The sequence below is a fragment of the Methylomonas sp. EFPC1 genome, from assembly GCF_016925515.1.
Classification (GTDB): domain Bacteria; phylum Pseudomonadota; class Gammaproteobacteria; order Methylococcales; family Methylomonadaceae; genus Methylomonas; species Methylomonas defluvii.
The window spans coordinates 2517911-2537907 of record NZ_CP070494.1 but is presented as its reverse complement, the minus strand read 5'-3'; the positions used below and the strand labels follow the sequence as shown (position 1 = coordinate 2537907).

Below are 19997 nucleotides of genomic sequence, written 5' to 3'. Positions count from 1 at the left end.
TAAACAGGTTCCCCATTTTGGCTGGAATGGCGGATTAGGGACCCTGCAATGGCCTCGATAACTACAAGAGGGGAGTGCGTCATGATAGACCAGCAAAGACTAACCGAGCTTTATCAGACTTTTGTTAAATGGTTATGCGTGTTTTGGGCGTGGCTCAAATCGACGTGGCAAAGCCTATCCAAACCTAAACCGGGTACCGACCAGCCCGACGGCAGTGAGCCTAAGCGTTCACCGGTATGGTTATACGTGCTGTTGGGGATTTTTGTAATGTCGCTATTCGCCGGCGGCGAACGCATCCAGGGCCAGGAAATTCCCTTTAGCCAGTTCTTAACCCTGGTTAACGACAATAAAGTCGAAAACGCCGTGGTTACCCAGCGATTCATCAACGGCACATTAAAAGAAGAAGATAAGAAAATCGGCAAGCATTTCTTCACCGTGCCGCTATGGGACGAGTCGCTGGTTAAAAATCTGCAAGAGCATAAAGTGGAATATGTGGTCAGAAGCGGTGACAACTGGTTGAGCAATTTGCTGTTTAACTGGGTAATTCCGCTGGCGATTTTTGCCGGCATATGGATGTGGCTATTGCCGAAAATGACCGGCGGAGCAGGGCGCGGCTTTTTGAACTTGGGCAATAAAATCCGGATCCAGCAGGAAACCTCTAAAACCACTTTTGATGACGTGGCCGGCGCGGAAAGCGCGAAGCAGGAATTAAAAGAAACCATTGAGTTTTTAAAATCCCCGGAAAAACTGCAAAAGTTGGGCGGCCGCATGCCCAAAGGCGTGTTGTTGGTCGGCTCGCCGGGTACCGGCAAAACCCTGTTGGCCCGCGCGGTGTCCGGTGAAGCCGGGGTGCCGTTTTTTAACATCAGCGCCTCCGAGTTTATCGAAATGTTTGTCGGTATCGGCGCGGCGCGGGTGCGGGACTTGTTCGAACAAGCCCGGCAAAAATCCCCTTGCATCATCTTTATAGACGAACTGGACGCGATTGGCCGTTCCCGTGGCGGCCCGGCTATGCTGGGTGGCAACGACGAACGCGAGCAAACCCTGAACCAGTTATTGACCGAAATGGACGGCTTCGACGCCACCTCCGGCGTCGTGGTGATGGCAGCCACCAACAGGCCGGAAATCCTGGATAGAGCTTTGCTGCGTGCCGGCCGCTTCGACAGGCAAATTGTGGTGGATAAACCCGACCTGATCGACCGGGTGGCTATCCTGAAATTGCACAGCAAAGCCATGCAATTGGACAAAGATATCGACTTAAACACGGTTGCTAAACGCACACCCGGTTTCGTCGGCGCCGATCTGTCCAACATCGCCAACGAAGCGGCGATATTGGCTGCGCGCGGCGGCCGCGACACCGTCAATATGGCAGATTTCGAAGCAGCCATAGATAGAGTGATGGCCGGCCCGGAAAAGAAAAACCGCATTCTCGGCCCGGACGAAAAGCGCCGAGTGGCTTATCACGAAGCCGGTCACGCGCTCGTCGCAGAAAACGTGCCCACCGGCCAGCCGGTACATAAAATCTCCATCATCCCGCGCGGTGTCTCAGCGCTGGGTTTTACGTTGCAGTTGCCGGTCGAGGAAAAATATCTTTCCACCGAAAACGAACTGAAAGACCAATTAGCCATCCTGCTTGGCGGCCGAGTGGCTGAACAATTGGCGCTACAAAGCATTTCCACCGGTGCCCAAAACGATCTGGAAAAAGCCAGCGAAATCGCCCGCAACATGGTTTGCTACCTGGGCATGAGTAAAAAACTCGGGCCGCTAATCTACGGACAACGCCAGCAACTGCAATTCCTGCCCGGCGACGTCAACGAGCAACGCAACTTCAGCGAGGAAACTGCCCGAGTCGTCGATGCTGAAATCAAAGCCTTGATCGAAGACGCAGAACGCCGCGCGCAAAAGATATTAAGCGAGAAACGCGGTTATTTGGATAAGTTGGCCGAGCTGTTGCAGGAGAAAGAGGTGATTCAGCGGGAGGAGATGGTGGCGTTGATTGGCGGCGGTAAGTAAGAGGCAGCTATTGTGGAAAATCCACAATAGCTGGTGGGAGTAATGACAAGCTAGGGTAGTGCCAGGAGGTCAACTAAGTGCATTCGCCCAAGCGCTATCAATCCATTATTGCTAGCGAGCCATTTTGAAAGCGCAACACGATTTACGCCGCCACCGCTGCTCGAGCTTTGAGATATGAACCGTTCATTGGCATCTTCACCAACAATTACAATATGATCAATGTCCAACGCGCGATCACGATCCCATGAATATTCAGCAAAATCGATTCCTACCAGACAACCCGGTTTAAACATATCCTCAGTCAACCAATTTGCTGAAATAATTTGACTAGTGATCTTGCCTACGTTAGTAATCTGCTCGTCTGAATAAGTAAATAATTGACTAGGCTTAGTGGAAAGACTATAGGCATTTAATATTTCTTTAGATAAAAGGTAAATCCAACCAGAACAGTCAACATATTCTTTTTGCTGCAAATCTTTCCATGTTTTTGCTTTGTCCCCTAATGAATATTTAATGGTATCGAACTCAAGAGTACGATCCGCGATTATCTGGGCTGCTTTATCTCTATTAACTGAGGAAAGGACAGGAGAGTTTTGAAAATACTGTATCAACCACTTGCGTCTAACTACTCCGGATTTTCCCGTGTTAATCCCGCTCAAAACGTTTCCAGAAACCCATGTTAAATCCGATTTCTGAGCATCTATTTCAAACAGATCTCCTAGCCTCAGTTCACCAATAATACTACCGCGTGGCGTGGATCTAATATTTAAAGCTGTTGCAATGCATTGGAATGTTGTTTTCATCTGAGGCTATCCTGGTAAAAACTGGTAAAATAAAACTCTTTCTATGTGATTTTTAAACCGGTAGATCTTCAATTTTGCATCTATTTTGGTTTTTTGATATACACCAATTGTCAATTGCGGTTTCCGGCTCGGGAAAGGCAAGGTTCAATAACTCAAATCCAGCTGTTATAAAATCTGTATAAGGCTTTTTTAATTTTAATATTCCAAAATTATTGGCGTTTGTGGAAAATGCTTTTACGCCCATGAAACCAGGTAGTTTTTGTGTGAATTTATAGAATTCACTTGAGCTCAATGAGACATCTTCTGGTACCCCAACATTATATTCGGTGCTTAGTAAGCTGTTAATTCCACCTACTCTTGCTAGCGGGGATGCTACAAATTCAATCAGCTTGGCTTGACTATTTTTCGGCGGGACCCAGTAAACTAAGCGTCCCCAGTGAATGTCCCCTGTGAGAATAATAAAGCTTACGCCCCGCTCGTTAATATTATTTACGAGATTGCTAAGTAGCTCTTGATATTCTCGCTTATAGTCTTCTAGTGCGTTATCAAATAGTGTGTTAACGAGCTTAATTGGTCCCTGCATCAATGGTTGACCAATGACCAACAAGCCAATTCGTTCAACTGTGTTAATCCACGATATTAATGCGGACTTTTGCGGCGCAGATAATGTGTGAGGTTTGTTGGCATCTCTATTCGTACGGTCAGTGCGGGTATCTGAAATAAATAAGTCTATACCTGCTAATTTGTAGGAAGCCCAGCAACGCTCAAATTCAAGCGGAGAATCTCCTATCATATTCATTACACCTTGATTTCTCCAAAACGCTTCTTGTCCACATTTTGCCCAATTTGATTTATTCTCACTCCAACTCCTTGTTAAATAAGGCATTGATTCGGGATATCCGTTCCAATATTCATGATCATCGCATGTAAACACATTCGCTCCCTTTTTTAGAAGGCCTCCAAGTCTGTCCGCTTGAAAAGCCTTCTGGTAGCGGTCTTGGTATAACATTTTTGGTGAAATAGAATTGAATGCTGCTGGAACATCCGCATATATCTGGTCACCAGAAAATATTTTCAGATGAGGGATATTATTTTTTATGAAATTTTCCATCCTGATTGGATATTCAACAAATTGGTCAGAAGGAAAGTAGCATGATGATAGAGCGATAACTAACTCGTCTTCCGGATGCTCTAAAGAGACTGGCGGGGTTCTTATTAGTATAGTTTCATCATCATTGGTAGCTTGAAATTTTGGCTTTATCACATATTTCTCATTTGGCTTAAGACCGGTGATGAGAGCGATGTGGCTATCTAATCCCAATGCACCAGGTATTGGGTCAAGACCAATTATATTTTCATTATTGCTATTTGGAGTGATTTCTAGGTGATTACTTGCTTTGCATGGTAAGTGGGAAGGCCAGCCATCAACTCTTAATCGTAGCGAATATGTATTGCCTTCAGCGTTAATTGCTCCGGGATACAACTTCAGATCTGCCATATTTATCTCCTAAATCTGGCGCCAATTCCTACTATAGTTTGAAGTAGACTTTTACCTGCTTCAGACCCAAGTGTGAGAGCTCCAAATCCGAATAGAAAACCAATAATTTGGATGTGAGAATCTGATTTAATAAAAATAAAATTAATTGCAAAAGCCTCGGTAATTGCAAGAAATGCCGAAAAGGAACGAAGTTGCCTGTGATAGCGGAATTCAGCCGACTTCAGCGCATTTGCGAGTTCACGTTCGGCTCGGATTACTCCAGGTAGGAAAGATTCGATAAACTGAACCCTCCATACATAAAATAGAGCAGGGCTTACATCTTGTCCTTCAGTATTTAAGATATTAATCCAGTTCCGTAAGGTATTTTTTAAGATTTGATCCTTATGGTCGTCTAAGTTGGTTAGAACTGCATCTAATATATTTTGTGCATCATTAGGATTGCGTATATTCAAACGAATCAGTTCATCTAATGCCGTAGCTGTCTGTTGGACTCCCAAGGGTGCCATTAATTTGGATATATCCGAAACATTGCGAATATCGGCATCTGACACCTCTGTAATTGGGCTGTCTCCAACTGAGCGTAATAAAAAGCTCTGAATTAGCCGCACTTGCTTGCCAGATTTCTTATAATGATCACGAATTCTTTTAGGGAAAGTTGTCGGTATTCCAACCACAAATCCTTTAAGAATATCTGATGCAGAGCGTTTCAGTTCTTCTTTATCGTCTAATCCGTTTTCTGTGCCATACACTATATAGTTTAATGCTTCCCAATATCTTCTGGTTCTGGATCCAAATAGCTTCCACAACTCGATGATGCCTTGATGAAATGGAATAAATGTCACTGTCAGTTCAATTACACTGTATATTTCGTTGAAGTTTATTGCCATGACAACCTCTATTGAATAAATTCAATTAATTGTATATTTAAGATTGTGCTCGTCATTATTCAAACTCATTGTAATTTGGTTTTTGATGCTTGCCAAAGACAGCATGTTAGCACTCCCGTGTCATTTTTTTATTGAGTCGGAATTTATTGGGTAAGTATTCCCGTTAAGTTTTATAGGGTTTTCATCATCGTTATACTATATATGTGTTAATTTAGTGATTTGAATTTATGTGGCGTTAAACCTATTTAGTTAGGTTAAGGGTTAAGATTATTATCGTAGAAATGTTTATTTGGTATAAGATTGAATAAATAATTTGAATTATAGTCCATGGCGATCATTAACTTACGAGTTAATATTTATATGTTGCTATTTCTTATCTTTTGAATTTTCTTCTGGAATAGTTGCGACACTGATTTGTAGTATGGCCGCGTCTGTGGAATTTAGTTTTGCTTCTAAATATTTCAGTTCTTTTTCAATATCTTTAATTTTTGACTCATCGCGATTTGATGCCTTTCTTTCGTTATCTAAGGTTTCGCGTAGTGTGCTAATTTTATTTTCCAATGCCTTCTTCTGGTTTAACAGGTTTTCTATTGCTTTATTGGAGGTCTCTAGCTTTATCTGATTTTTTCCAGCTTTATCCAAAAGTGAACTGAGTCCATCGTAAAATGAGCACTTATTGTGATAATTCATTGCGTCGAAACGTATTTCTCCGAGTCCTATTGCTTGGGATGCGTTTTTATAACTTGTTAGTTTATCGTTCAAAAAATTTTGTCGGTTAGTATTGATTTCCATTAGTATTGCTGGTGTAACAACATTTTGAAAAACCTCTTCATTCATTATGGCCTGACTGCCGGTCAGGAAACTAGCAGAACCCGCAAGAGCTTGTGCCGCGCCGACGCCAGACATACTACCAGCAATACCTGCGCCAGTTGCCATGACTTGAAATATGGTATTCATTGCGGTTCTATTACCGTATATATGTGATTTGTGTATTTCACAAATTTCATCTGATCTACTTATTAAATAAGTAAGACATCCCAATGAATAGGCATTAATGCTTGCGAGTTGTGCTTCGCTAATTTTTAACTTTTCAATAGCCAAATCGAGTTCGGATTTTTTGTTTTCGGCTGTTTCTTTCCATTCATTGGCTAAAATCCTACTTTCGTTAGCTATAGGCACTAGACTTATCTGTTTTTTAGCCTGTTTTTCAACACTTAAAGCTTCCTTCTCATGCTCTTGTGCAATTTTGTTTGATTTCTCTAAATCTTTCTTTAATGTTTCAATTATTTTTTTATCTTCTATAATATTTTCTTTGTATTTCAATGCGTTTTCATTAGGATTTTTATTTTCGCATTGCTCAAAATATAATCTATCTGCATTTGTATTTTTATTGTTTGAGTCGTTTATAGAAATTGTCTGATATTCACATTCATCTTTAACAATAAAGCTACCAAAATTTTTTGTTGACGTGTCTTCGCTTAAAGTGCTTAACCAATGTTTGCCATCTGGCGCACTATAGTTTTTACATTCCGGACTGCGAAATAGCGGTGCTACTCTCGCATGAGATGCTGCTGGATCAAATATGTGTTTATCAATAAAAGCGCACCCATTTGTTATGAATATAAGGCTAAATAGGAATATTTTTATTTTCATTTTATTGGCCTGGGATATTTTCAGTAATAATCTGTTTTTTTTTAGATATTGTCTACGGTGTATTTGTACTAGTACAAATGTACTGCGCGACATTAAAGCTAACCAACATTTACAATCGGATGAAATTACATTTGGACGGCTCTATCCATGAATATTCTCCTGATCGACGACCATTTCTGCGCCCGCGAGGGTGTGGCTTGTTTGTTGAAACAAATCATTCCGGAATTACAGGTGTTTGAAGCGGAGAGCTTCGACGAGGGGTTGACCTTGGCTCAGCAAACGCCGTTGAATCTGGTTATGTTGGATGTGCAGTTGCCCGGCAAGGATGGGTTGGCGGGGCTGGTGGAATTGAAGGCGGCATTTCCGGATTTGTGCGTGGTGATGTTTTCCGGGCTGGACGATAGGGAGTTGGTATTTAAGGCGCTAAGGGCGGGAGCTATGGGATTTATCGTCAAAACTGTATCTCGGCAGGCGTTTGTCGATGCGTTGCGGGACGTGTTGGCCGGGAAGGTTTATTTGCCGGCATCCGCGGTGGGCCCGCAACGAACTGTCGATTCATATGCCGGCCATGTTACAGAAATACCTAAGGTATCCGATTCGGCCAGTTTAGGCCTGACAGCGCGCGAGTTCGAAGTGCTGACTTGGTTAGCACAGGGGATAGGCAATAAGCAGATTGCTCGGCAGTTGGGTATAGAAGAACAAACGGTGCGCAATCATCTGCGGCCGATTTACCAAAAATTCGGTGTCGCTAAACGTACCGAGTTGTTGGTGAAGATTTTTGAGCGGGGGATTGTGTTTGGGAAGCCGGGGGTGGGGAATTGACGGCTTTGAAGTTGAGGGGATTTATATAGAATCTCCCCTAGCCCCTCTTTTTCTAAGAGGGGAATTAATAGCGCCAAAGCTTAACTTAACGCCAATGGTTAATAAACGGATTTTCTTTGTTGACTATCCTTCACACGGATTTGGTTATCTGCAACGTTTTAACCATGGTTTCCCTCAGGGCTTTGGCGCCGGCAGGTTTGCGCAGAACGGCGGTGTGTGCCGGCAACAGGGCTTTTTCGTGGTCCGAGATGGCGCGGGCGGAGAGGATCATGGTCGGTACCGGCCCACAAGCGCTGTGGACTGCGGCGATAATGTCGTGGGCGGTTTCGCGGTTGCCCAGGTAAAAGTCGGTGATCAATAAATCCGGATCTCTATCGTTTTCGGCTAGTAGTGCTGTGGTTTCCGTGAGCGATGCTGCTTCCTGTACCAGGCAGCCCCAAGCTCTGAGTTGCTTGGCGATGGCTTGCAATACCTCGGCGTCGTCGTCCACCACCATCACAAAGTAGCCGGAGAAGTCGCCGTTTTGATCTAATCCGATGTATATAGCCAGCATCGGCTCGGCAACCGGTAGTTGGATTTTAAAGTCGCAGCCAAAACGCGAACCGCATACCAAGCTCAGACTGTGTTCGGGTAAACATTTAACGGCTGCGGCCACGTAAGCCAAGCCTATGCCCAAGCCCGGTACTATGTTGTCGTTCTGGCGACGCTGGTTACGAACAAATTCCTTGAATACCTCTTCGCGCATTTCCTCGGCGATCCCGGGGCCGCTGTCACAGATATGTAGCGTCAGACGGTGCTTACCGGTTTTTACAGCAGAGACCAATATCCAGCCACTCTCGGTATATTTGATGGCGTTATCCAGCAAATTGCCGAGAATTTGCCGCAGGATGTTGCTGTCGCTGCATAGGTTGTAAGGCTCCTGGCGGCGTAAAACTACTTTAAGCCGGATGCCGCGCTTGGCGGCTTGCGGGGCATATTGATTTTCCAGGCTGGTCAGCAGCGTATTGAGATCGATATTGGCCGGTTGCGGAATTTGCCGGCCGGTTTCCAGGTTGGCGATGTCCAATACATGGTTAAAGGCGGCGTTCAATTCGTCTATCACCAGGCCCATGCGGTTGAGCATAAATGCCGCGTTATTACCGGCCGGCTTTGTTTGCGCGGCGTCCAATACGGCGGCGTAGCAGGCCAACGCTTGAAGTGGTTGGCGCAGATTGTGGCCCATTTGCTGTAAAAAGCGGGTTTTGTCTTCCGCATTGACCTGGGCTTTGCGTTTTTCGCGGAAGGATTTGCGGGCGTAAGCTTCCAATTGACAACGAGTGCAGACGCCGAAGATATTGACGATGCAAAGGTTCAGAATAGACGGGATCAAGTCAATCATAGTCAGCCCAAGCCAATAGCCGGCCAGCGGCATGGTCAGCGCAGTACTCCAGCCAAAACTCATTGTCGCCCGCAACGACATGAACATTTGCCCGTAACTGAAAAAATACATGGGCAATAGGGCCGGCCAGGTTTCAGCGTAGTAGCGGGGATTACCGTCGTACAGCAAGATGGCGATTAAATTGGCTGCGGACAGTCCGGCGCTGAGTTTGGCGATGGTGTTGATTTTTGCCGCTGCTTCTACGCAGACATTTAGGTATCTGAATAAGCCCAAAAGTACCAGGACTATGGGAAGTCTTAAGATGGCTTCTGCGGTTGAGGTATTACCTGTATGCAGATCCAGCAGGATATAGACCAGGAATGCGACGGCTCCCAAGCCTAACGCCCATTTGAGGGGGCTTAGTAATACTAGGTAACGTTCTTCCCAAAACTGCCGTTCGCTATCTTCATCGAACTGCGGGATGGCAAACAGTTTGGTGAGGCTGAGCGATAGTTTGGTATCGAGAAAAAGTCCGAGCGGACGGTGGGTGGGGGCGCGAAAAAAAGCCTTGCCGGCAAGATGTTCGATGAATGGATTTGGTACGCGCATGCCGCCGGTCTTGGTCGCAACCATCGTACTCGATGCGGCGCAAAGAGCGCATCAGTTTTTCCGATAGCCAAGTTATTGTTGTTTTTGTAGCTGGGCTTTATTTTCTCTATTCCGGTAGGCCTAAGCAAGAAAAGTTAGCTAACGCACCAACAAATTCTATTGGCCTTAAACACTTTGCCGCCAGCGTTGATAAAGTAGGCGTAAAATCAGCGCACATTGCAGCGCGGCAAAAGCTAACGCCGAGAATGCGGAATCCGCCCATAGTGGAAAGAATAACGCTGAAACGCTGGTCATGCCGACTGCGCCGAACAGGCCGGGGAGAATGCCGTACAGCAGCGCTGCGGACAGTAAACTCAGGCTAAAAGCGCGTTGCGGATTTTTGCCGTAGCAAAAAAACAGGTAAACGGCGCAATCGCGTAATACTAATAGTGCGACAGCCAGTGGGTAGGCATGCAGGGAGATGTCCAGCCAGGCAAAGCGTTGCTCTTGGAAGCTCAGAAATATCGCAAACGGCAGGCTTAGCGCAAAACTCAATGCGCTCAAGGGTAGTTCCTCACCCACTCGGCGCCAATTCGCTTGTCGCCAATAATCCAGTAAGCGTTTGATGCGCATTGGCTCGTGCCGTTCGACGATGACGCCAATGTAAGTTAAAGCGCTGCAAACGGCTAAAGCAGCCAGCGAAAAGGAATAGTGGGTATTGGGAATAAAGCCGCCCAAATAGATAATCAAAAACAGCGTAAAACCCAGCCAGGCCGAGGGCAAATTGCGCAAACTCAAGTCTTGCGCCAGCAAGCGATAATTGCCCATGACGCACCAGAATAAGGCGCAAAGCAGGCTTATTTGGTGCAAAGTCTGTGGGTTAACAGTCAGGTTATACCAGGTGTTGCTTTGAAAATGACCGGGCAAATAATTGGCCGTTTCGGTTAAATCAGTCAAAGACGGCATGAAAACGAGGAAACCCACCAATACCAAAATGAGTATCGAACCGGTTTTTAGCTGGCCGCGTTGCACTGCCAGCAAACCCAACAAAAGCCCGGCGCTTTGTACCAGTAATGCAGTGCCAATGGCGTAAAAAAACAATAAGGGTAGGGCGGCCGGATTGTCGGTAGCCAGCGCATGGACCAGTAAACAAATGCCGGCGCAGTACCAGGCCATGCTGGTACTGCCCAGCAGTTTGCCCCAGGTCATTTGCCACGGCCCGAGAGCCGACAGGCGTTGCGTATCCCAGGTGCGATCGCGGTATTCTTCAACAATGCTGTCCAGGCTTTGCCGGGTGCCCCATAGCAGCGTGATCAGCATGAATAGCGTCAAAGCGGCTTGCGCGGTGATGCTGCCCAGCCGGTAGTCATCTAGGAAATAGGTTAAGGTAAACACCGCGCCCAACACCACAGGCGCGCCTATCAGCCGGGCCGGCGAGCATTCCAAAATCAGTTGGCGTTCAAATTCGGGATTTAGATTCATGAGCTGTGGCGGATGGTTTGTAGGTAAGCGTCTTGCAGATTGCTGGCGACCGGGGCGAATTCGCAGACCGGTAAATCCAGTGCGATGAGGGCTTTCAACACTTGGTGTTGTTGAGCCGCGTCGCCGTTCAGCTGCAGTAAGGCTTGTTGTTTATCGTCGCTATTCAATACCTTAACATCAGGTAGCGATTGCAGGCGTTGCAACAGGTTTTCTACTGGATGTGCCAGCAGCAACTTGAAGGGTTTTAGCAAGGACGGCGCTTTCACCGCAACCTGTTCGACGATTTTGCCGTGACGCAGCACCAGCATATCGGTGCAATAGGCCTCCAGCTCGGCGAGGATATGCGAGGACACCAGCAGCGTCATGCCTTGGGCTTGCAGGTCTAAAAATAGCTCGGCCAGTTCATGGCGGGCTTCCGGGTCCAAGCCGGATGCCGGTTCGTCCAGCAACACCACCGGCGGTTTGTGGATGATGGCTTGGGCGATGGCTACCCGTTGACGTAAGCCGCGCGATAGCTCGGCCGGGCTGTTTTCCAATCTATCTTGAATATGCAAACGCCTGCTGACAGCTTCGATAGCGGCCGGGCAATCAGCTGCAAAAATGCCTTGGGCGCGGGCCACGTAATGCAGGCATTGCCGCACCGTCAAGCGTTGATAAAGCCCAAAAAAATCCGATAAGTAGCCGATGATGCGATGGCACTCGCGCGGTTGTTCCAATACGTCGATGCCGGCGATATTGATCGCACCGCTGACCGGTTGATCCAGCGCCGCCATGCAGCGCAGCAGCGTGGTTTTGCCGGCGCCGTTGGGGCCGACCAGCGCGGTGATGCTGCCGGCAGCGATGTCGAACGACACATTGTCCAATGCGCGCAGGCCAGGGTATTCGAAAATCAGCTTATCGACGGAGACCATGTTTAGTTTTGATGAAGGCTTGGGTAAAAAATGATGCGGGTTCGATGATACCGCTTTTTCGTTTGCCGGACGCCGATTATCGGCTTAGGCTGCTTGGGTATGAATTTTGCTGCATTTCTGGGGTGAGTTTGGCTGATAAACTCCGAGTACGCCCGAAATTAAGGCCTACACCAATCCCGCTTGACCATGCGGCGGGGCGCGAAACTGTGTATTATTACTCGCAATAACGGTGCTTTATCACGCGAATGAGTAACGACTCAATCGCGATACAGATGAGTGCACGCAAAGACTGGTTATTTTTAAACATCAAGTAGGAGAAATGAATGCATAACGTCACGTTGATTAAAGGTGATGGTATTGGCCCTTCGATCATGGACGCCGCCGTGGCGGTGATCAACGCTTCGGGTGCGAAAATTCATTGGCATGAGGCGGACGCCGGCATGTCGGCTTATGAAAGAACCGGCACGCCGCTGCCGGATGCGACGATGGAATCTATCGCCCAGACTCGGGTGGCGTTTAAAGGACCATTGACCACGATGGTGGGCGAGGGGTTTAGAAGCATCAACGTGGAACTGCGTAAACAATACGATCTCTACGCCAACGTACGGCCGGCGAAAAGCTGGAAAGGCGTAAAAACCCGTTACGACGACGTCGATATTGTCATCGTGCGTGAGAACACCGAAGGCCTCTATGTCGGTTTGGAACATTATCTAACCCCGGCTAAAGACATTGCCGAAAGCTTGGCCGTGGTCACCAAGGCCGGTTCCGAACGTATCGTGGAATACGCCTTTAAGTATGCTATCGATAACAATCGTAAGAAAGTGACGGTCTGCCACAAAGCCAATATTTTGAAATACACCCAGGGCTTGTTCCTCAGAGCGGCACGGGAAGTGGCGGCCAAATATCCGGGCATCGAATTCGACGAAAAAATCGTCGATGCCGCTTGCATGCATATGGTGATGAAGCCGGAACAGTTTGACGTGGTTGTTACCACCAATATGTTTGGTGACATTTTGTCGGATTTGACTGCGGGTTTGGTAGGCGGCTTGGGCTTGATCCCTGGTGCGAACATAGGTGCGGACGCCGCGCTGTTCGAAGCGGTACATGGCAGTGCGCCGGACATAGTCGGCAAAAATATTGCCAACCCTACAGCGGTGATGATGGGTGGCGTGATGATGCTGAATCATTTGGGCGAACACGACGCGGCAACCCGAATGCAAAACGCGATTGAAAAAGTCGTGAACGGCGGTGTCTATGTCACTCCGGATTTGAACCCGAACAGCCAATACGGCACCAAGGAAATGGGGCAAGCCATCGTCGATGCGATGGAGTAATTAACCAGCGGCGGAGGCGGTTATGAGTGCGCAACCTAAATTCGACAAGTCCTGGATGTCCATCGAGGATTATCTGGCCGCGGAATTGCTCAGCGATATAAAGCATGAGTATGACGACGGCGACTTGGTGGCAATGTCCGGGGCCAGTAAGAATCACGAGCGCATCAAAATGAGTTTGGCTCGCCTGTTGGGTAATCATTTACAAGGCAAGCCTTGTGAACCTTTCAGTTCCGATGTCAAAGTCAAGATCGGCCAGTATTTGTTCTACCCCGATGCGATGGTGGTTTGCGAGGATACCTCGACCCACGACTATTATGCCGAAGCGCCAGTCTTGATCGTCGAAGTGCTGTCAAAATCCACCCGCCGCCGCGACGAAACCATCAAACGCCGCTTGTACCAAACCATTCCCAGCTTGCTGGAATATGTGCTGATCGAGCAGGACATCGTCGATGTCGAAGTCTGCCGGCGTAGTGAAGGCTGGGTCTCCAATCATTACTTTCTCGGCGATCAAGCGCGCTTCGAGTCGGTGGATTTAACGCTGGACGTTGCCGAGATTTACGAGCGGGTAGATAACGACGACATGCGCACTTTTATCGCTGAACAGGCTGCAGCAGACCAAGCGTCCCAAGCCCAATAATTATTTACCGGAAATCATCATGCTAGAACAATACCGAAAACATGTCGCCGAACGCGCTGCCGAAGGCATCGTTCCCAAACCACTGGACGCCGAACAAGTCGCCGCGCTGGTTGAATTATTGAAACAGCTGCCTGCCGGCGAAGAAGCGTTTCTGCTGGATTTGTTGGAAAACCGCATACCAGCCGGCGTCGACGAAGCGGCGTATGTCAAAGCCGGTTTTTTGACCGCCATTGCTAAAGGTGAGGCGACATCGCCACTATTAACAGCTGAAAAAGCCACCGAATTGCTCGGCACGATGCTGGGTGGTTACAACGTCGCACCGTTGATCGAATTGCTGGACAACGCCACGTTGGCGCCGATTGCCGCGAAAGCGCTGTCGCAAATCTTGCTGATCTTCGACGCCTTCCACGATGTGCAGGAAAAAGCCGAAGCCGGCAACGCTTACGCCAAACAGGTACTGCAATCCTGGGCTGATGCCGAATGGTTTACCGCCAAGCCGGAAGTGCCGGAAAAACTCACCGTGACAGTGTTCAAAGTCACCGGTGAAACCAATACCGACGATTTGTCACCGGCACCGGATGCCTGGTCCAGACCGGATATTCCATTGCACGCCAAGGCGATGCTGAAGATGCCGCGCGACGGCATCACCAATGCAGAGCAACAAATCACCGAACTGAAAGCCAAGGGCTTCCCGGTGGCCTATGTCGGCGACGTGGTCGGCACCGGCTCGTCGCGCAAATCCGCTACCAACTCGGTGTTGTGGTTCATGGGCGACGATATTCCGTATATCCCCAACAAGCGCGGCGGCGGTGTTTGTATCGGCGGTAAGATCGCGCCGATTTTCTTCAATACCATGGAAGATTCCGGCGCACTGCCGATCGAATGCGACGTCACTGGCATGGCGATGGGCGACGTGATCGATATTTATCCTTATCAAGGTATCGTCAAACGGCATGATACGGACGAAGTCGTCTGCGAGTTTGCTTTGAAAACCGAAGTGATCTTCGACGAAGTCCGCGCCGGTGGCCGGATTCCGTTGATCATTGGTCGCGGCTTGACCGACCGTGCCCGCCAATTCTTGGGCTTGCCAGCTTCTACGGTATTTCGCCGCTTGGGCGAAGCCGCCGATACCGGCAAAGGTTTTACCCTGGCGCAAAAAATCGTCGGCAAGGCTTGCGGCGTGGCCGGCGTGCGGCCTGGCAGCTATTGCGAACCGAAAATGACCACCGTAGGTTCGCAAGACACCACCGGGCCGATGACCCGCGACGAGCTGAAAGACCTGGCTTGCTTAGGCTTCTCTGCGGATCTGGTGATGCAATCGTTTTGTCATACTGCGGCCTATCCCAAGCCAGTCGATGTGCAAATGCAGCACACCTTGCCGGACTTTATCATGACCCGTGGCGGCGTATCTCTGCGTCCCGGTGACGGCGTGATTCACTCCTGGCTGAATCGCATGCTCCTGCCGGATACTGTCGGCACCGGCGGCGACTCGCATACCCGTTTCCCGATTGGTATTTCCTTTCCGGCCGGTTCCGGGCTGGTGGCCTTTGCCGCCGCCACCGGCGTGATGCCGCTGGACATGCCTGAGTCGGTTTTAGTGCGTTTCAAAGGCCAAATGCAACCCGGCATCACCTTGCGCGATTTGGTGAATGCTATTCCTTATGCGGCATTGAAAAGCGGCTCATTGACCGTCGCCAAGCAAGGCAAGAAGAACGTGTTTTCCGGCCGGATTTTGGAAATCGAAGGCTTACCGGATTTAAAAGTCGAGCAAGCGTTCGAGTTGTCCGATGCCTCCGCCGAACGCTCCGCCGGTGGTTGCACGATCAAACTCAACGAAGCGCCGATTCGCGAGTATTTGAACTCCAACATCACCTTGCTGAAATGGATGATCGCCGAAGGTTACGGCGATGCCAGAACCATTCAGCGCCGCATCAAAGCGATGCACGATTGGTTAGCCAATCCGGTATTGATGGAAGCGGATAAAGACGCGGAATATGCGGAAATCATTGAAATTGACCTAAATGAAATCACCGAGCCATTGTTAGCTTGCCCAAACGACCCGGATGACATCAAGCCTTTGTCGGAAGTGGCGGGCACCAAGATCGACGAGGTGTTCATCGGTTCCTGCATGACCAACATCGGCCACTTCCGCGCTGCCGGCAAATTACTGGACAAAGCCGGTGCCTTGCCGACGCGCTTGTGGGTGGCGCCACCGACCAAAATGGACCAAAACCAGTTGGTGGAAGAAGGCTATTACGGCACCTTCGGCAAGGTCGGCGCGCGCACCGAAATGCCGGGCTGCTCCTTGTGTATGGGCAATCAGGCGCGAGTGGCGGAAGGCGCGACGGTGGTGTCAACGTCGACTCGTAACTTCCCCAACCGTTTGGGCAATGGTGCGAACGTCTATCTGTCCTCAGCGGAATTGGCAGCGGTGTGCTCGCTATTGGGCAAGATTCCGACGGTTGCCGAGTATATGCAATATGCCGCCAGCATCGAACAAACCAGCGCGGATACCTATCGTTATCTTAACTTCGATCAAATTGATAGTTATCAGGATAAGGCCAAGGAAGTCGCTTAGCCCGGCGGATTTTAGGCATCGCGCCGTAGCAGGCGTGGTAACCCGGTTTTAGCTGGGCTACCGCGCCGCATCAGGTGGGAAGATATGGCGCGGAAGTGGTAAGCAATGAAAAAAAATTACAGGCTATCAATAATCTCCAGACAGCGCTGAAAAGCACTGCGGACGATGAAAAAAGTCATTGCAAGCGGGTAGGATAGATAGTGCTCAGGTAGTGCCAGACAAATGAGCACCAATACCGCAACGGCGCAGGGATCGAAGCGGGCCAAATATTTTTGCATATAGCGCAATGATTCTTGGGATTCCCAATCAAACTGCGGACTTTTGTTGATTAAACCCAGCAGCATCCAACTGCTAAGCAAAGCAAAATACACCGGAAACACGCTGAATTGCGGCGAGCCGTCGCTGAATTGCGGGCTCCAGTAACCGTACCAAGTCCATAAGCCTGCGGAGGCAAAACCATCGTGCCATATTTTGCTGGGTACCAATTTCAAACAACCACTCAATAGAAAAAGCACCGCAAGGCACGCTCCCGCACCCCATACGGCCTCTATATTGAGTAAGGGTAAAAATGCATTTTGGGTTAAGGTTAGGGGAGTTAAGATTAGACAGCAGACGATGAAAATAGGCATGGTAGTAACAATGGCTTTTTTAAGTTTTACGCAGTCTGCCATAAGCTCGACGGATTTGAGCAATCGATATAAGCGGCTTACCTGGCTCGAAATTTCCTGAGCTTCTGATGCGGGCTCAAACTGGAGTCACGATATTTGCAAGCGCCTGTCCTTACGTTGCGACCTTTTTGATTGTGACTTGCTTTTACACCGAGCGTCAATCACACAATAATTGGGTTATTTCAGTTATTGCCTATTCTCGCTTGCTATCCCTAGCTAAAGATTCGCTCAATTTTTAATTGATTAAATACATCTGCAAAGCGGAACGGAGTTGGGTGATCCTTTGTTCGGCCTGATCACCCGCATACGGCAGGCTGGCGAACTTTCCCCATACCGGCGCCGGCCAGGCTTTATCGGTTTGATAGCGCACCACATGGTGCAGATGCAATTGCGGGACGAGATTGCCGATTGCGGCAATATTGAGTTTGTCGGGGCGATAAATACTCGCCAGTGCCTCGGCAAGCAGGCAGGACTCGCTTTGCAGAGCCTGTCTATCCGCCTGTCCAAGCTGATAAATTTCTCTGATATTGTGGCGCCTGGGCACCAGGATGAACCAAGGGTATTGGCTGTCGTTCATCATTAACAATTCCGTTAGCGCAAAGCTCCCTACGTTAAAACAATCTTGCGCTAGTTGTTGATGAAGTACGAAATCGGGCATGGTGCTCTCAAATGAAGAATAAAATATTTAGCTGACTGATGCTGTAAAGGCCGATACGCCAAAACCATCAGGGACGATGCAACAGCTGCTCGCACAATGCAGGTAACGGCGGTGGCGGCAACGGCACGCTTTTCGATGGTGCTTTGGCTTCCGCGGAAAACCACCACGCCAAGCTGGCGTCGCAACCGTCGCCGGCAGGTAACGGCTCTTGCGAGTCGCAATGCGGACTATGCGGGGGGCATTTCAAGCGCACATGAAAATGATCGTCGTGTTTCCACCATGGGCGAATCTTCCGCAACCATTCGCCGGCTCCGGCACTTTTGGTGGTGCACAAGTCTTGTTTGATGCTGGGGTTTACAAAAATCCTGTCGACCTCCGGTTGGCGCGCTGCGGCTTCCAGTACCTTTGCCAGGTCCGGCGACCATTGCCGGTAATCGATAGTATCGTTTTGCATGTTCACGACCGACGGCGCGCTCCAGGTTTCGCGTTCATTGGCCGTTAGCTGCCGGTTACTGGCTTGTTCCGATAATAAAAACCATATATCCACATCCAAGCCTGACTGATGGCTGCGATGTCCGCTCAAGGTAGGGCCGCCGCGCGGTTGGCCCAAATCGCCGATCAACAACGAGCCCAATTTATGCTCGGCGCTGAACTGGCCCAGATGCTGGATAAAACCGATTAAATTAGGGTGGCCGTAATAGCGGTGGCGCGATAAGCGCATCACTTGATAGCCTTGACCATCCTGGGGCAGGGTGGCCGCGCCGCTGAGGCAACCGCTGGTATAGGTGCCTATGCTTTCGCTGGGTTCCTGGGTCGGTGTGGTGATTTTGGCCCAGTCTTGAGCCGTTGAACCAGCCTTGACCTCGTAGCTGGTGCTAAACGCGGCAACGCTTAATAATATTGTCGAAAGGGCAGCAAATCGCATGATTAAGTATCTAAAAATGGAGTGATTATTGGGATTATAGCGTCGGCTTGCCGATGCTTGCTATCGCATCGGTCACTCGCCGCCCCAAACTCATGCTGGGGATTTCCAGCCAGTGATAAAACAACAAAGAAACCCCTTGCACGCAGACGATGGTGATAAGCCAGCCGCCAAACCAAAGTGCCAGCCGATTTTCGGTAAACCCTTCCAAAAATTTTAAAACCAGCGGCGTCAGACAAATCAGAATCGCCATGTGGCTGAGATAGGCGCTGTAAGACACTTTGCCGATTTGCCGTAACATCGGTTGCGATAACACCTGCTGTGCATCTTTAGAACCTAGCACGAACATCAAAATCAAGCCGGCTCCCAAACCGGAACCCAGCCAGACTGCGGTATCGCCAAATATGTCGGACGGCACAAAAGTGCCGCAGGTATAAAACGCTAAGCCAGTCAACAGCAACAAACGCCGTTGCCAGCGGCGGCCGGACAGGTAACGGGTCAGATCGGTGTAGTGTCTGGCAATGGTCATGCCCAATAGAAAATGCAGCAAGAAAATCGACACACCCAATAGGCTGGTCGCCAGCAAGCCAAAAAATACCAGCCAAGAACTGCCGCGTCCGGCCAGCAATAAGCCTACCGGCAGCAGCAAAGACAAGACCAATTCGATACTTAAAGTCCAAGCTTGCGGCAGTAGTACGATCAAGGCGGGCAATTTCAACAAAAAGCTCTCACGTAGCATGTCAGAGGGTGTTAACGGAAATTTATGCCACATGCCGGTTATCCAGTCAGTTGCCGGCAGACTGGTCTTTAGTATCGCGCTGTCGAAGGTGTTCAGAAACAGGCAGGCGCTAATCAGCAAAACCAACAAGTACGGCAACCAGATCCGAAACATCCGATTGATCAAGAAACGCGCCAAATGAAACTCGCTCAGATCGGGTATGTGTCCGGCGCGAAAATAGCGCAAAGACAGTACCACGCCACTGAGCACGAAAAACATCGATACCGCCGCCGAGCCGTCCCACCAAATGTGTAGCGGCGAGAAATCCAACCATTGCTGGCAAAGTGGCGTTTCGCAGGGTAGGCCATAGGCGATGACGAAATGTTCGCTGATAACGGCCAGGGCCGCCAGGCCGCGAATGGTGTCCAGGTAACTGATATGTGTTTTAGGTGCCACGGGCAGAATCTT

Annotated in this window: 16 protein-coding genes; 5 read left to right on the top strand and 11 right to left on the bottom strand. The window is 49.1% G+C overall.

Annotated elements, in window-relative coordinates; genetic code table 11:
• The first annotated feature begins 81 nt into the window (after window positions 1-81).
• Entirely contained in the window at window positions 82-2013 is a 1932-nt protein-coding gene (ftsH, locus tag JWZ98_RS11935) for an ATP-dependent zinc metalloprotease FtsH (protein ID WP_033156217.1), read from the top strand.
• 50 nt (window positions 2014-2063) lie between these two features.
• Here the strand turns inward: ftsH and JWZ98_RS11930 are convergent, their stop codons facing one another.
• The 4 genes from JWZ98_RS11930 to JWZ98_RS11915 form a co-directional block, all read right to left on the bottom strand.
• The gene (locus JWZ98_RS11930) at window positions 2064-2816 is read right to left on the bottom strand and encodes a hypothetical protein (protein ID WP_033156218.1); all 753 of its coding nucleotides are present in this window, start codon (window positions 2814-2816) and stop codon (window positions 2064-2066) included.
• Between the two features lie 52 nt (window positions 2817-2868).
• The gene (locus tag JWZ98_RS11925) at window positions 2869-4314 is read right to left on the bottom strand and encodes an alkaline phosphatase D family protein (protein WP_033156219.1); all 1446 of its coding nucleotides are present in this window, start codon (window positions 4312-4314) and stop codon (window positions 2869-2871) included.
• Window positions 4315-4316: 2 nt separating this feature from the next.
• Window positions 4317-5201, bottom strand: a complete 885-nt coding sequence (locus JWZ98_RS11920; RefSeq protein ID WP_033156220.1) for a hypothetical protein — start codon at window positions 5199-5201, stop codon at window positions 4317-4319.
• 366 nt (window positions 5202-5567) lie between these two features.
• Window positions 5568-6854, bottom strand: coding sequence for a hypothetical protein (locus tag JWZ98_RS11915; RefSeq protein WP_033156221.1), 1287 nt, complete (start codon window positions 6852-6854; stop codon window positions 5568-5570).
• A 147-nt stretch (window positions 6855-7001) separates the two neighbouring features.
• On the opposite strand from JWZ98_RS11915, the gene JWZ98_RS11910 reads away from it, so the two are divergent.
• Window positions 7002-7676 (top strand): response regulator transcription factor, encoded by a 675-nt coding sequence (locus JWZ98_RS11910; RefSeq protein ID WP_033156222.1) that lies wholly within the window; start codon window positions 7002-7004, stop codon window positions 7674-7676.
• A gap of 130 nt (window positions 7677-7806) precedes the next feature.
• Here JWZ98_RS11910 and JWZ98_RS11905 read toward each other — a convergent pair whose 3' ends face one another.
• The 3 genes from JWZ98_RS11905 to JWZ98_RS11895 form a co-directional block, all read right to left on the bottom strand.
• Window positions 7807-9666, bottom strand: a complete 1860-nt coding sequence (locus JWZ98_RS11905; RefSeq protein ID WP_205450229.1) for a hybrid sensor histidine kinase/response regulator — start codon at window positions 9664-9666, stop codon at window positions 7807-7809.
• A gap of 141 nt (window positions 9667-9807) precedes the next feature.
• Window positions 9808-11103: an ABC transporter permease gene (locus JWZ98_RS11900; RefSeq protein WP_101052333.1), complete on the bottom strand. Its 1296-nt coding sequence runs from the start codon at window positions 11101-11103 to the stop codon at window positions 9808-9810.
• A complete protein-coding gene (locus JWZ98_RS11895) occupies window positions 11100-12014 on the bottom strand; it encodes an ABC transporter ATP-binding protein (protein ID WP_205450228.1) in 915 nt (304 codons plus the stop codon). Before JWZ98_RS11895 ends, JWZ98_RS11900 begins: the two co-directional genes overlap by 4 nt.
• A gap of 323 nt (window positions 12015-12337) precedes the next feature.
• Here JWZ98_RS11895 and JWZ98_RS11890 point away from each other — a divergent pair, with 323 nt between their 5' ends.
• The 3 genes from JWZ98_RS11890 to acnB are packed head-to-tail and all read left to right on the top strand — an operon-like array spanning window position 12338 to window position 16563.
• Window positions 12338-13348 carry an isocitrate/isopropylmalate family dehydrogenase gene (locus JWZ98_RS11890; protein ID WP_205450227.1) on the top strand — a complete coding sequence of 337 codons (1011 nt, stop codon included), beginning with the start codon at window positions 12338-12340 and terminating at the stop codon, window positions 13346-13348.
• Between the two features lie 22 nt (window positions 13349-13370).
• A complete protein-coding gene (locus JWZ98_RS11885; RefSeq protein ID WP_205450226.1) occupies window positions 13371-13985 on the top strand; it encodes a Uma2 family endonuclease in 615 nt (204 codons plus the stop codon).
• Between the two features lie 19 nt (window positions 13986-14004).
• Window positions 14005-16563: a bifunctional aconitate hydratase 2/2-methylisocitrate dehydratase gene (gene acnB / locus JWZ98_RS11880; RefSeq protein ID WP_205450225.1), complete on the top strand. Its 2559-nt coding sequence runs from the start codon at window positions 14005-14007 to the stop codon at window positions 16561-16563.
• Between the two features lie 116 nt (window positions 16564-16679).
• Here acnB and JWZ98_RS11875 read toward each other — a convergent pair whose 3' ends face one another.
• The 4 genes from JWZ98_RS11875 to JWZ98_RS11860 form a co-directional block, all read right to left on the bottom strand.
• Window positions 16680-17054, bottom strand: a complete 375-nt coding sequence (locus JWZ98_RS11875) for a hypothetical protein (protein WP_240347956.1) — start codon at window positions 17052-17054, stop codon at window positions 16680-16682.
• A gap of 412 nt (window positions 17055-17466) precedes the next feature.
• Entirely contained in the window at window positions 17467-17889 is a 423-nt protein-coding gene (locus tag JWZ98_RS11870) for an HIT domain-containing protein (RefSeq protein WP_205450223.1), read from the bottom strand.
• A gap of 67 nt (window positions 17890-17956) precedes the next feature.
• Window positions 17957-18814: a penicillin-insensitive murein endopeptidase gene (gene mepA / locus JWZ98_RS11865; RefSeq protein WP_205450222.1), complete on the bottom strand. Its 858-nt coding sequence runs from the start codon at window positions 18812-18814 to the stop codon at window positions 17957-17959.
• Window positions 18815-18848: 34 nt separating this feature from the next.
• A complete protein-coding gene (locus tag JWZ98_RS11860) occupies window positions 18849-19985 on the bottom strand; it encodes an acyltransferase (protein WP_205450221.1) in 1137 nt (378 codons plus the stop codon).
• Window positions 19986-19997: the final 12 nt, after the last annotated feature.